Consider the following 12512-nt stretch of genomic DNA (forward strand, 5'->3'; position numbering starts at 1 on the left):
GGCTGGCAGCGCGGCCCATCCGTCACTCGCCCTGTTCGGCGCGCGCGAAGATGTCCCAGCTTGCCATGAACAGCGCGGCAATCAGCGGCCCGATCACGAAGCCGTTGATGCCGAACAGCGCCATCCCGCCGAGCGTCGACAGCAGCACGACCCAGTCGGGCATCTTGGTGTCCTTGCCGACGAGGATCGGCCGCAGCAGGTTGTCGACGAGCCCGATCACGCCGCCGCAGAACGCGACGAGGATCACGCATTTCCAGATCTCGTCGATCATCAGGAAATAGATGGCGGCCGGCACCCAGACGAGGCCCGCGCCGATCGCGGGCAGCAGCGACAGGAACGCCATCAGCGCGCTCCACAGCACGACGCCCTCGATCCCGAGAATCCAGAAGATCAGCCCGCCGAGCGCGCCCTGCACGAGCGCGACCGCGATATTGCCCTTCACGGTCGCGCGCACGACCGTCGTGAACTTCGACAGCAACAGCTGCTTGTGCTCGTCGTCGAGCGGCAGCGCCCGGCGCACGCGGCGGCCGATCTCGCCGCCGTCGCGCAGCAGGAAGAACACCATGTACAGCATCACGCCGAAGCTGATCACGAACTGGAACGTGTTCTGGCCGATGACGAGCGCCTGGGCCGCGACGAACTGGCTGATCTGCGCGGCGCCGTCGGTGAGCTTCCTCTGGATGCCGGTGAGGTTGGTCATCCCGTATTTCGCGAGCAGCCGCTGGATCGACGTCGGCAGCGCATGGATGATGTCCTGGTAGTACTGCGTATAGTTCGGCTGCGCGGTCTTGATCTCCTGGTAGACGTACGCGATTTCCTGCACGAGCGTCGCGGTGACGAACACGAGCGGCAGGATCACGATCAGGATGATCAGGGTCAACGTCACGAGTGCGGCGAGATTGCGCCGCTTGCCGAAGCGGGCGGCGAGCCAGCGCTGCACCGGCTGGAACAGGATCGCCAGAATGGTGCCCCAGAAGACCGCGCCGAAGAACGGTGTGAGAATCCAGCAGAGTCCGACGGTGACGAAGAACAGCAGCAGATAGAAGAATTTTTGGTGGTCGTTTCCGCTATCCATGATGGCATTCGCGTGAGGGTGAAGTCTGAAGGCCCGGCGCGTGTCCGGGACGGCCCGAACCGGAGTATGCCCGCAAAGACGCCGGCGTCATAGGTGCGGCCGCGGTGCACAGACGAAAACGCCGCGGCCGAAGCCGCGGCGGTGCAGGAGAGATGCGGCGGCGCCGCGCCGCATCGTCAGATGTTGAGTTTCGAGACCTTGGTGCCGTTCACCGACAGGTCGCCCATCAGGCCGGCGTTGGTCAGCACCAGCACTTCGACCGGCGCGGTGGCCGTGGTCGTGTCGACCGCGCCGTTCGCGCCGACCTTGACGACCGCGACCGACGCGTCGGCGCCGGCCGACCAGCCTTCGGACTTGCGGAACGTGTCGAGCGAATCCTGCGTCATGAACAGGAACACGACCGCCTTCGATTGCGCGCCGGCCTGCAGGCCGACTGACAGCGACGACGTGTTGTAGTAGCCGACCGTCGCGCCGCCGACGCGCAGCGAGCCGTTGCCGGTCTGGCCGCCGACGATGAAGCCGGCTTGCAGCACGCTCGGGAACACGAGGACGCCGCGCGATTTCGCGACGAGTTCACGCGATCCCGGCACCGTCGAATAGAGGCGTGACAGCGTCGCATTCACGCTCGCATCGATCGATTCGCGTTTCGATGCGCTCGCGGCAGGGGGCGGATTCTTGTCGGGCGTGGTGGTACAGCCGGCGAGGGCGAGACTGCCGAGCACGACAGCCGCCGCGGCTTTCATCACGAGAGTCTTTTGCATGCTTGTTCTCCTTCGTTTCGGGTTGAGGGCGGCACCAGAGCCGGCCAATATCAACGGCGAGCAAGGAGCAGGCCCGCCACGAACGCGAGGCCGGCGATGACGCCCGCGGTCTGCCACGGGTTGTCGTGCACGACCTGCGACACGCGCTCGGCGGAATCGCGCAGCCGGGCGACCGCGGAATTCGACGCGGCATCGAGGGTGCTGCGCGCCTCGTCGAGACGCGACTGCACGCGCTTGCGCAACGCGGCGATGTCGCCGTCGCCATCGTTCTTCAGCAGATCGTCGAGCTCGTCGACGAGCTCGCGCAGATCGTCCTTCACGTCCGCATGCAGATCGCGCGCGGCGGCGCGCGTGCTGCGTCCCATACGGCGGCCGGTGCGACGGATGTCCGACAGTCCGCGGTCCAGCTTGTGTTCGATCGAGTCGGTGAACGCCATGGTGATCATCCTCCTTTGATCCGAGCAAATTGAAGATAAGAAGAATCGCTGCAATCTGTGTGATTCTTTCAATGCGGGGGAGTTTCGAGACAATTTTTCAAATCATCGGTGCAATGCGCGGAGAGCCCCGCCAGGCTTGACGCAGCGGGGCGAGATTTTTTTCGCCGCGCGCGCGGGCTTTGCGCCGATGGTTTGCGCGGCGCGCGGCTCGCGTTCGCCGACCAGGTAAAAATGATTCGAATTGTAAGGTGGGCTGGTAAATTTCGCCGTCCCGATGACGGGCGGCTGTGCCGGACGAGCGTGATGACGCGAGCGGGCTCACGCGGCCGTTCGCGCCTGATCATGCGCGCCCGATCATGCGCGGCCGCGCGTGCGCCGCACGGCGACGCCGATGCCGGCCGCCGACAGCGCAAGCAACAGCCACGTATCGGCGGCGCCCGCGCTCGTCGAGCCGGCGCCCGATCCGCCGGACGTACTGTGGTTCAGGACCGGCGACGTGTCGCGATCGGCGAGCGCGAGATCGATCACCACCGGATCGTGGTCGGACGCACGGTACGAATCCGGCGCGTAGTAGCTCGATTGCTGCGCGGGTGTCTTGTAATCCAGCGTGTACTGCAGCGCGACGGGTTCGTCGGCGTTGATGTGCCAGTCATGCACGGCCTTCACGCGCGCGGCGAGCGCGGCTGTCGCGAGCGCGTGGTCGAGGTAGCCCGCTTCGCCGCCGTAAACGTAGCTGTACGCATCGTCGCCGAGAAAGCGCGTGGCGAGATTCACGAAGCCGCGCGTTTCGAGCGCGCGGATCGGGTCCTCCTTCGCGTAGCTGTTCAGGTCGCCGATCAGCAGCACGCCGTCGGCTGCCGCGCCGGTCGGCGTACCCGCGAGCCAGTCGGCGACGCGCTCGGCCGCACGCGTGCGGGTCGCGTTCCAGCAGCCCTGGCCGTCCGCCTGGTCGAGGTCCGCACCCGTCGCGTTTGGACAGTTCTTCGATTTCAGGTGATTGACCGCGACCGTGACGGCGCGGCTGCCGCCGATGCGCCGGAACGTCTGCGCGAGCGGCTGCCGATTCAGGTTGTCGATCTCGAGCGTCGCCGCGCGGCCGGTCGGCTCGACCGTGCGGCTGTCGTACAGCAGCGCCACCGAGATCGCGTCGCCGCCGAGCCGCGGCGTGCCCGGCTCGACCACGCGCCAGTGCTCGCCGAGCTGCGCTGCGAGACGCCGCACCGCGCTCGCGCCGCCGTAGCCGTTGTTCGCGATTTCCATCAGGCCGATCACGTCGGCGCGCATCGCGCGCAGTGCCGCGACGATCTTCGGCTCCTGCCGCGCGAATTCGGCGGGCGTTTTCGCGCCGCGGTTGTCGGGCGCGTCGAAGCCGCCACCGCGACCGTCGCCGTTGAAGTAATTCTGCACGTTGAACGACGCGACCCGGATGTCGGCATCGGCGTGACGCGCGGGCGCGTCGGTGCGCGGGTTCGCCGCCGCGTCGAACGTGGGTGCCGCCTTGCCCGGCACCGGCTGCAACCGCCACGCGTTGTAGCGCATCTCGAGCACGCCTTCGACGCCGCGCACCGTATAGCCCGCGCGCAGCGTGTTCGCGGCGCTCAGCGCGGGCGGCGGGTAGCGCACCGTGGCGGGGTTCTGCTTGTACGAGCCGTCGTCGAGGACGATCCGGTTGCGCGCATTCGCGTCCGCCTGCACGGTGGCCTGTGCCGGTGTGACGACATGTGTCGGCGTGCGCAGCCGGCCGTTGCTGAGCACGATGCTGCCGTAGCGGCCGAGTTCGTATGTGTCGCTGACCGTCAGCGTCTGCGGCAGCCGCACCAGCATGCCCTCGTATGCGGCGAATGCCGACGTGGCCGCGACGGGCAGCGTCAGCGTGGCCGGCGTGACCGTTTGTTCGCGCGCGCAGACCGCGATGCCGCCCGACATCGTGAGCTGCGTCTGGCCGAACTTCTCCTCGACCTTGCCGGTCACGTGGACGAGATCGCCGGCCGTCGCGCGTGTTTTCGGCGCATAGACGAACAGGCCTTCCGAGACGCCCGGCTGGTGGCGGCGCTGCGCGTCGGCCTGCTGAACGAAGAACCCGCCGAAACCGTCGGTGTCGCCGAAATCCGGCGTGACGACCGCTTCGATCGATGTTGTCTGTCCGACCAGCGGCGATGGGCCGGCGCTGCCCTGGATATCGGCGATGGGCGTCGCCGCACCGCCGCAGGCGGCACTGACGGGCAACGCGGCGACGGCAACGGGGGCCGAAACGGCCAGGGACGAGGCAAGGGCGAACGATGGCAGCGTATGGCGCATGGGGCGATCCGTATGTCGGAAGGGGTGAAAGGTTGGTATCGCATGGTGACAGCAAGATGTAATGAAGTGGCGGGAACAGGCCGTTCGGCCAGTGCCGGTTGGCCAGAGATGGCGCGATTGCCCGCGGGATGCCGCAATATCACTGCGTGCAGCGGCCGCACGACACATCGAAATCCGCACCGTGCGGGTTGATCGACGCCCGTGCGGCTGTTCGTTTCCGCGAGAACTCGATGAAGTGACCAATACCCGACCGATGCCTATGCCTATGCCTATGCCGATGCCTACGCCTACGCCGATGCCGATGCCGATGCCGATGCCACCACCATCGCGTTCCCGCACGGCAACGTCATTTCGCAATGACACGAGGCTCGATCCCGGCTGGCTCGCCGTGTGCGTGGCCGTGGTCGGCCTGCAGTGCCTGCCCGCGTCGATCGCAGCGGCGCTCGTCTACGACCGCGCGGCGATCGCGGCCGGGCAGGCGTGGCGAGTTGCAACCGGCCATTTCGTGCATCTCGGCTGGGCGCACGCGTGGCTCAACGTCGCGTGCCTGGCCGCATGCGCATGGCTGGCCGGACGCGACGCGGGTGGCCTGCGCACGATCTTCACGCTCGCCTGCGGCACGGGCGCGCTGTTGTGGTTCGGCGCGCCGCAGGTCGAGCGTTATGCGGGCCTGTCAGGTGTCGTCTATGGCGCGCTCGCGTATGTGCTGGGCGCCGTTGCGGGCCGCCGGATGCCTGCGTGGCTCGCGGCCGGCGCGCTTGCGATGCTTGAGGTCCGGGTCGGCTGGCAATGCCTGTACGGCGTGCCGGCTGAGGAAACGGCGTGGCTCGGCGGGCCGGTCGCACCGGCGGGGCATGCGGCGGGGCTGATCGCGGGCGTCGCATGGGCGGGCGTGACCGCGTGCCACGCGCGTCGGCGCCGTGTGCGATCGCTTGGACCGTTACGCACCACCGGCTCAAAATAGCGGTCGTCTGCGGCGCTCCATGCTCTACGACCCGCAACCCGCAAACACGAAGCACGCACCGCAACGAAACATCGAGACCAACTGGTGGTCCGCGCTCCGGCCCCGGCCGGCCGGACTGCCATACCTTCCGAGGAGAGCTTCATGGCTTACATGCTGTTGATTGTCGAACCGACCGACCAGCGCGCCGAACGCACGCTCGCCGACGGGCAAGCGCTCTATGCGCGGATGCAGGACTTCGCGGAAGGCCTGAAGGCGCGTGGCGTGCTGCGCGCGGTCGAGTCGCTCGAGCGGACGGACCGCGCGACGCGCGTGCAGGTGCGCGACGGCGAGACGCGGCTCATCGACGGGCCGTTCGCGGAGGCGAAGGAGATGGTCGGCGGCTTCTTCCTCGTCGACGTCGACACGCACGCGGAAGCGCTCGATATCGCGCGCCAGTGCCCGGCCGCACAGTGGTGCACGGTCGAGGTGCGCGCGGTCGGTCCGTGCTTCCTCTGATCGCCGTATCCGGGTATTTACCCTGATTCGTCGTGCCACGCGTCGATCCGGAAGTGACTCGCGCGTCGTCTGGATACGGCGCCGGTGGGCCGGCGCCACCGACAACTGAAACCAGGAGCGAACGATGCGATTCATGATCATGGTGCGGGCGAATGCCGTCAGCGAATCCGGCACACCGCCGGACAACCGTCTGGTCGAGGTGATGACGACCTATCACGAGGAACTGGCGAAGGCGGGCGTGCTGCTCGACGCGACGGGCCTGCAGCCGAGCGCGAAGGGCTGGCGCGTACGCTACGTCGGTGGCAAGGGCACGGTGATCGACGGCCCGTTCGCCGAGACCAAGGAACTGATCGCCGGCTACACGCTGATCCAGGTGCGCTCGCGCGACGAGGCACTCGAATGGTCGCGCCGTTTCCCCGCGCCGTTTGGAGCGGAGATGGACTGCGAGGTCGAGGTGCGCCAGTTGATGGAGCTGGACGAGCTCACGCCGAGCGACGCGGTCGAACGGTTCCGCGAACTGCAGGCCGCCCGCGGCAACGCAGTCTGAACGCGAACCAACAAGGAGCGCACACATGCACAAGCAGATCTACATCAACCTGCCGGTGGCCGACCTGCCGCACGCGCAACAGGAATATCCGGGGATATACGGCCACGCGTTCGCCGATCCGGACGGCCATGTGTGGGAACTGACATACATGGCGCAGGACGCGGCCGCGCAGGGGCCGGCGTCGTGACGCATGCGGCGACGCATCGCGCGATCGAGGCGGTCTGGCGGATCGAGGCGCCGAAGATCATCGCGCGGGCCGCGCGGGTGGTGCGCGACGTGGGGGTCGCGGAAGAGCTTGCGCAGGACACGCTCGTCGCGGCGCTCGAGCACTGGCCCGTCGACGGCGTGCCGGACAATCCCGCTGCATGGCTGATGACGGCCGTGAAGCGGCGCGCGCTCGACCGGGTCCGCCAGGAATCGCTGCACGCGGCGAAGCGCGACCAGCTCGGCCGCGAGCTCGACGCGCTCGAAGCGCACGTGGTGCCCGACATCGCGGACGCGCTCGCCGACGCGCGTGACGACGACATCGGTGACGACCTGCTGCGGCTGATCTTCACCGCATGCCACCCGGTGCTGTCGAAGGACGCGCGCGTCGCGCTGACGTTGCGGCTGCTCGGCGGGCTGACGACCGACGAGATCGCGCGCGCATTCCTCGCGTCCGAGCCGACGATCGCGCAGCGGATCGTGCGCGCGAAGCGCACGCTCGCGGCGGCGCGTGTGCCGTTCGAGGTACCGGCCGCCGACGCGCGGCCGGCGCGGCTCGCGTCGGTGCTCGAAGTGATCTACCTGATCTTCAACGAAGGCTACGCGGCGACCGCCGGCGACGACTGGACGCGTCCGGCGCTGTGCGACGAAGCGTTGCGGCTCGGCCGCGTGCTCGCGGGGCTCGCGCCAGACGAAAGCGAGGTGCTCGGGCTCGTCGCGCTGATGGAGCTGCAGGCGTCGCGGATGCATGCGCGCACCGACGCGCAGGGCCGCCCGGTGCTGCTGCTCGACCAGGACCGCAGCCGCTGGGATCCGCTGTTGATCCGGCGCGGCCTCGCCGCGCTCGATCGTGCGGCGAAGCTCGGCGGCGTGCGCGGGCCGTATGCGCTGCAGGCGGCGCTCGCGGCCTGTCATGCGCGGGCGCGGCATGCGTCTGAGACCGACTGGGCGCAGATCGTCGCGCTGTACGACGCGCTCGCGGAAGTCGCGCCATCGCCTGTCGTCGAGCTGAACCGCGCGGTCGCGGTCGGGATGGCGTTCGGGCCGGCCGCGGGGCTCGAACTCGTCGATGCACTGCGCGACGATCCGGCGCTCGCACGCTATCACTGGCTGCCGAGCGTGCGTGGCGACCTGCTCGCGAAGCTCGGGCGCGCTGACGAGGCGAAGGCCGAATTCCGTCGCGCCGCCGAGCTGACCCACAACGCGCGGGAGCGCGAATTGCTGCTGAAGCGCGCGGCCGACGCGTGAGCGGGGCCGCCGCCCGGCTATCGCGCGGATTGAAAATGCCTATTGGGGGATGCGTGCGCGAACGCCTAGATTAAAGAGCACGATGCTGGCGTACCGCGCGCATCGTTCCCCACATATCCACGGTCGGCTCGGCGCTCGGCCGCGCCGACATGCACGGAGGCGCAGATGGCTCAACTCAAGGGCAGCAAAACCGAAGAGAACCTGAAGTATGCGTTTGCGGGCGAATCGCAGGCGAACCGTCGTTATCTGTATTTCGCGTCGAAGGCCGACGTCGAAGGGCAGAACGACCTCGCCGCGCTGTTCCGCTCGACCGCCGAAGGCGAAACCGGTCACGCGCATGGCCATCTCGAGTATCTCGAAGCGGTCGGCGATCCGGCGACGGGCCTGCCGTTCGGCAACTCGCGGCTGAATCTCGAATCGGCGATCGCCGGCGAGACGCACGAGTACACCGACATGTATCCGGGCATGGCGAAGACCGCCCGCGAAGAAGGCTTCGACGAAATCGCGAACTGGTTCGAGACGCTCGCGAAGGCCGAGCGCAGCCACGCGAACCGCTATACGAAGGCGCTCGACGCACTCGTCGACTGACCCCGGGCAGCCGGCGCGCGCATCGCGGTGCGCCGCCGGCCGTTCGCCGTTCAAGGCCACGCCGCCACGCCGCCGCTCGCGCAACCTGAGCGGCAGTGCGGAGGTGTGGCGCGCGCGCGTGCATTCCCGTCAAGCTGGAGCGTCCCATGCCCCACAAGGAAGGCAGTCTCGAAGCCCCGACCCGGCATCCGCTCGACTGGCAGTCCGACGCGTTCTATGACCAGGACGCGATCGACGCCGAGATGACCCGCGTGTTCGACATCTGCGCGGGGTGCCGGCGCTGCGTGTCGCTGTGCGGCGCGTTCCCGACGCTGTTCGACCTCGTCGACGAGACGCCGACGGGCGAAGCGCACGAAGTGTCGAAGGACGCGTTCGGCAAGGTCGTCGACCAGTGCTACCTGTGCGACCTCTGCTACATGACGAAATGCCCGTACGTGCCGCCGCATCCATGGAACGTCGATTTCCCGCACCTGATGCTGCGCGGCAAGGCGGCGCGCTACCAGCGCGGCGACGTGAAGCTGCGCGACAAGGTGTTGTCGAACACCGATGCGCTCGGCCATTTCGCTGGCATCCCGATCGTCACGCAGACGGTCAACGCGGTGAACCGCGCGCCGCCCGCGCGCCACGCACTCGAAGCGGCGCTCGGCGTCGACCGCAATGCATGGCTGCCGGAATTCGCGCCGCGCAAGTTCCGGCGCACGGCGAAGCGTTCGGACGGCCATCCGGTGCGCGACGGCGAGCGCACGCCCGGCAAGGTCGCGATCTACGCGACCTGCTATGTGAACTTCAACGAACCGGGCATCGGCCACGACCTGCTCGCGATCCTCGCGCACAACGACATTCCGTATGAGCTCGTGACGAGCGAGGCGTGCTGCGGCATGCCGCTGCTCGAACAGGGCAACCTCGCGGGCGTGGCTGCGAAGAAGGAGAGGAATATCCCCGTGCTCGAGCGCTACGCGCGCGAAGGCTATGCGCTGATCGGCGCGACCCCGAGCTGCGTGCTGATGTACAAGAGCGAGCTGCCGCTGATGTTCCCCGGCGACGAAGCGGTGCGCGCGGTCGCCGACGCATTCTGGGATCCGTTCGAATACGTGGTCGCGCGGCATCGCGACGGGCTGCTGAAGACGGACTTCAAGACCGGCCTCGGCACCGTGTCGTATCACGTGCCGTGTCATGCGCGCGTGCAGAACATCGGCCGCAAGACCGCCGACGTCCTGTCGCTCGTGCCCGACACGCGCGTGAACGTCGTCGAGCGCTGCTCGGGCCATGCGGGCACGTTCGGCGTGAAGAAGGAATTCCACAAGGACGCGATGCGGATCGGCGGACCGGTGTTCAAGTCGATGGCGGAGCCGAAGCCGGACTTCGTGTCGTCCGACTGCGCGCTCGCGGGCCATCACATCGTCCAGGGCATCGGCGAGGCAGGGCTCGGCGAACCGCCGCTCGCGCATCCGCTCACGCTGCTGCGCCGCGCGTACGGCATCTGATCGACTCACGCAAAGGACCTTCCATGACGCTCACCCGCGACTCCCTGTTGACGCTCGAGGCCTACGCGAAGATCCGCGAGGCCGAACATGCACGGCTCATCGCGCACAAGCGGCGGCGCGCGGTGCAGCTCGGCAATCACCTGCGCTTCCTGTTCGAGGACGAGACAACGATCCGTTACCAGATCCAGGAAATGCTGCACATCGAGAAGATCTTCGACGAAGCAGGCATCGACGGCGAGCTGGAAGCGTATCTGCCGCTGGTGCCCGACGGCACCAACCTGAAGGCGACGATGCAGATCGAATACGAGCACGAGGCCGAGCGGCGTGCGGCGCTCGGCCGGCTGATCGGCGTCGAGGATCGCGTGTACCTGCAGGTCGACGGCCACGAACCGGTCTACGCAATCGCGGACGAGGATCTCGATCGCGAGACGGACGTGAAGACCTCCGCCGTGCATTTCGTGCGTTTCGAGCTGAGCGCGCCGATGCGCGCGGCGCTGAAGCAGGGCGCCGCGTTGTCGATCGGCTGCGATCATCCGGGCTACGCGCTGCCGCCGCAGCGCATCGATTCCGACGTCGCCGCATTGCTCGCCGGCGATCTGCAATAGCGGCTATAAAAGTCGCACGCCACGCGAATCTTTTTTCTTCTGCAGAACGACGTAATGGCCGCGCGCTTGGGATGCAGCGTGCGTGCCGCGCCGCCCCGATCGATCGCGATTGATCAGGATCAAGCGAAGCGCAAAAAAGCAGGGTCGCATGTTCGCGACGAAACTGGCTGCGTGATCATCACATTCCCGTTCACATCTCTGCTGCGCGTCGTCTCGTGCGCGGTCACACGCCTGTCATCGTCCGGCGAGAAACAATAAAAAGATTGTGCATGGAGAAAAGTTGAATGAAAGAATTTGAATGATTTACCGATCGATCAATTTCTCGTTACGAATTTATCCATGATTTACCGATTTTCGATCATTGGTCCGGAGAATGTTACTGGTGAGGGTCGGAACGTTTTGCCGGCCCGTCCGGCGGGCAACCGCATGGCACCCCGCAAAGCCCCGCCAGAAGGGGCTTTGCAGTCAGGCGCATAAAGTTCGCGTAAAAAAATTCAAGCATAAAAGGATTGCGCATCCTTGGCATGATGTTTCATTACGTAACATAAAGTCATTGTCATATTGAGATAAACCCTAGGGATGGTATGCTTCGTGCACAAAAATTCCCACATTGGAGTGAGACCGGATTTGTGCGTCATTTTCGGGAATGTCGGCACGGCTTTTGTGCGTGTCGCGACCGTATGCACAACCGGATAACCATAATGTGCAACCTGGCCGCCCCGCGATTCGTTCGCGACGGCGCCGCCAATCGCAGCCCGGCCTGGCTGCGTGGAGAGATCTACTATGTTCTTCGATGAGCTAAACGATGAAGAGTGGGTTCGTCTTTCAACGCTGATCGCCGATGAACCGATTCGGCTGAATCGTCGTGGTCGACCACGTGCGGAACCGCGTGTCGTCGCCAACGCGGTGCTGTGGATCCTGACGACTGGAGAGGCGTGGTCCAAGCTGCCCGGCCGCTATCCGTCCGGGCCCACTTGCCGTCGCCGCTATGAGGAGTGGCTCGCGAACGGCACGCTGTTGCAGATGATCGACATGCTGGTGCAGTTCAGCGGGCGCACGTTCGCGTATGTTCCGCCGCCGCCGGTGCCGGTCGTACCGGTGCGTCATGCGGAACCGGCGGCCGAGAACGATCGCCTGCGCGGCGTGTTCTGGCAGAACCCCGAATCGTGGCAATTGCCGGTTGCTCAGGCAAACGTTTGGCATCGCGACGATTCGGTACTTTCCGTGACGTCGCGCAGCGAAACGGACGTTTCGGCGCAGCCGTCGTTTGCGGTGCCAGGCGCGCTCGCCGCGTCGGAAACGCGGCCGGCGCGTGCGTCCACCACGAGCTTCGCGGCGTCCGAGCCGCAGGTCGACGAGTATCGCGGCTACACGATCCACGGCATTGCGCAGCCGGTGCAGAACCTGATGTACCGCGCGTGGGCGGAGATCACGCAGGACGAGCGACGCGTCGAGCGTTCCGGCCTGATCGGCCCGCGTTTCACGGATCCCGAGGAAGCGGAGCAGTTCGCGCTCGACTGGGCGCGGCAGTGGATCGACCGGCATGGCGCAAGCGGCGAACCGGTGCGTGCGGCGGACAATGCGCCGGTGCTGTCCGTGCTCGCGCGCGCGGAATCGGACATCCAGCGCTTCATCGCGCAGCGTCGCAGCGCGTCGCTCGCGGACGGCCGCAACGATCCGGTGCAGGCCGATCGCAGCGACTTCGCGTATCGGGTGGGTTGAGTCGGGCGCGCGGCGCATCGTCACGCGCCGCGCCGGTCGAAAAGAAAGGGCGCCGTCAGTCTGACGGCGCCCTTCGTTCATGCG

The 12512-nt window shown here is 67.0% G+C and carries 13 protein-coding genes; 9 read left to right on the forward strand and 4 right to left on the reverse strand.

Features of this window, described 5'->3' with window-relative positions:
- Positions 1–22: 22 nt before the first annotated feature.
- The 4 genes from DID96_RS17080 to DID96_RS17095 form a co-directional block, all read right to left on the reverse strand.
- Positions 23–1075, reverse strand: coding sequence for an AI-2E family transporter (locus DID96_RS17080; RefSeq protein ID WP_124600460.1), 1053 nt, complete (start codon positions 1073–1075; stop codon positions 23–25).
- A 176-nt stretch (positions 1076–1251) separates the two neighbouring features.
- Entirely contained in the window at positions 1252–1836 is a 585-nt protein-coding gene (locus tag DID96_RS17085; protein ID WP_124600461.1) for a YSC84-related protein, read from the reverse strand.
- 50 nt (positions 1837–1886) lie between these two features.
- The gene (locus DID96_RS17090; RefSeq protein ID WP_124600462.1) at positions 1887–2273 is read right to left on the reverse strand and encodes a YqjD family protein; all 387 of its coding nucleotides are present in this window, start codon (positions 2271–2273) and stop codon (positions 1887–1889) included.
- 354 nt (positions 2274–2627) lie between these two features.
- Entirely contained in the window at positions 2628–4571 is a 1944-nt protein-coding gene (locus tag DID96_RS17095) for an ExeM/NucH family extracellular endonuclease (RefSeq protein WP_124600463.1), read from the reverse strand.
- A gap of 313 nt (positions 4572–4884) precedes the next feature.
- Between DID96_RS17095 and rrtA the strand changes: the two genes are divergently transcribed.
- From rrtA to DID96_RS17135, 9 genes are all read left to right on the forward strand, one after another.
- A complete protein-coding gene (gene rrtA / locus DID96_RS17100) occupies positions 4885–5535 on the forward strand; it encodes a rhombosortase (RefSeq protein ID WP_185732280.1) in 651 nt (216 codons plus the stop codon).
- A gap of 141 nt (positions 5536–5676) precedes the next feature.
- Positions 5677–6030 (forward strand): YciI family protein, encoded by a 354-nt coding sequence (locus DID96_RS17105; RefSeq protein WP_124600465.1) that lies wholly within the window; start codon positions 5677–5679, stop codon positions 6028–6030.
- A 124-nt stretch (positions 6031–6154) separates the two neighbouring features.
- Entirely contained in the window at positions 6155–6577 is a 423-nt protein-coding gene (locus DID96_RS17110) for a YciI family protein (RefSeq protein ID WP_124600466.1), read from the forward strand.
- A 25-nt stretch (positions 6578–6602) separates the two neighbouring features.
- Positions 6603–6764 (forward strand): hypothetical protein, encoded by a 162-nt coding sequence (locus tag DID96_RS38325; RefSeq protein ID WP_185732281.1) that lies wholly within the window; start codon positions 6603–6605, stop codon positions 6762–6764.
- Complete coding sequence (locus DID96_RS17115; protein ID WP_124600467.1) at positions 6761–8029, forward strand: RNA polymerase sigma factor; 1269 nt, start codon at positions 6761–6763, stop codon at positions 8027–8029. Before DID96_RS38325 ends, DID96_RS17115 begins: the two co-directional genes overlap by 4 nt.
- A gap of 165 nt (positions 8030–8194) precedes the next feature.
- Positions 8195–8617 carry a rubrerythrin family protein gene (locus DID96_RS17120; protein ID WP_124600468.1) on the forward strand — a complete coding sequence of 141 codons (423 nt, stop codon included), beginning with the start codon at positions 8195–8197 and terminating at the stop codon, positions 8615–8617.
- 146 nt (positions 8618–8763) lie between these two features.
- Complete coding sequence (locus tag DID96_RS17125; RefSeq protein ID WP_124600469.1) at positions 8764–10101, forward strand: heterodisulfide reductase-related iron-sulfur binding cluster; 1338 nt, start codon at positions 8764–8766, stop codon at positions 10099–10101.
- A 23-nt stretch (positions 10102–10124) separates the two neighbouring features.
- Positions 10125–10706 carry a DUF3501 family protein gene (locus tag DID96_RS17130; RefSeq protein ID WP_124600470.1) on the forward strand — a complete coding sequence of 194 codons (582 nt, stop codon included), beginning with the start codon at positions 10125–10127 and terminating at the stop codon, positions 10704–10706.
- A 783-nt stretch (positions 10707–11489) separates the two neighbouring features.
- Positions 11490–12428 (forward strand): transposase, encoded by a 939-nt coding sequence (locus DID96_RS17135; protein ID WP_124600471.1) that lies wholly within the window; start codon positions 11490–11492, stop codon positions 12426–12428.
- Positions 12429–12512 lie beyond the last annotated feature (84 nt).

Source organism: Burkholderia sp. Bp8963 (assembly GCF_003854275.1).
Lineage (GTDB): Bacteria > Pseudomonadota > Gammaproteobacteria > Burkholderiales > Burkholderiaceae > Burkholderia.

What these genes read in the sequence shown, in the direction of transcription:
- DID96_RS17080 (WP_124600460.1), bottom strand. Translation starts at nt 1,075, where the DNA reads ATGGATAGCGGAAACGACCACCAAAAATTCTTCTATCTGCTGCTGTTC.
- DID96_RS17085 (WP_124600461.1), bottom strand. Translation starts at nt 1,836, where the DNA reads ATGCAAAAGACTCTCGTGATGAAAGCCGCGGCGGCTGTCGTGCTCGGC.
- DID96_RS17090 (WP_124600462.1), bottom strand. Translation starts at nt 2,273, where the DNA reads ATGGCGTTCACCGACTCGATCGAACACAAGCTGGACCGCGGACTGTCG.
- DID96_RS17095 (WP_124600463.1), bottom strand. Translation starts at nt 4,571, where the DNA reads ATGCGCCATACGCTGCCATCGTTCGCCCTTGCCTCGTCCCTGGCCGTT.
- rrtA (WP_185732280.1), top strand. Translation starts at nt 4,885, where the DNA reads ATGCCACCACCATCGCGTTCCCGCACGGCAACGTCATTTCGCAATGAC.
- DID96_RS17105 (WP_124600465.1), top strand. Translation starts at nt 5,677, where the DNA reads ATGGCTTACATGCTGTTGATTGTCGAACCGACCGACCAGCGCGCCGAA.
- DID96_RS17110 (WP_124600466.1), top strand. Translation starts at nt 6,155, where the DNA reads ATGCGATTCATGATCATGGTGCGGGCGAATGCCGTCAGCGAATCCGGC.
- DID96_RS38325 (WP_185732281.1), top strand. Translation starts at nt 6,603, where the DNA reads ATGCACAAGCAGATCTACATCAACCTGCCGGTGGCCGACCTGCCGCAC.
- DID96_RS17120 (WP_124600468.1), top strand. Translation starts at nt 8,195, where the DNA reads ATGGCTCAACTCAAGGGCAGCAAAACCGAAGAGAACCTGAAGTATGCG.
- DID96_RS17125 (WP_124600469.1), top strand. Translation starts at nt 8,764, where the DNA reads ATGCCCCACAAGGAAGGCAGTCTCGAAGCCCCGACCCGGCATCCGCTC.
- DID96_RS17130 (WP_124600470.1), top strand. Translation starts at nt 10,125, where the DNA reads ATGACGCTCACCCGCGACTCCCTGTTGACGCTCGAGGCCTACGCGAAG.
- DID96_RS17135 (WP_124600471.1), top strand. Translation starts at nt 11,490, where the DNA reads ATGTTCTTCGATGAGCTAAACGATGAAGAGTGGGTTCGTCTTTCAACG.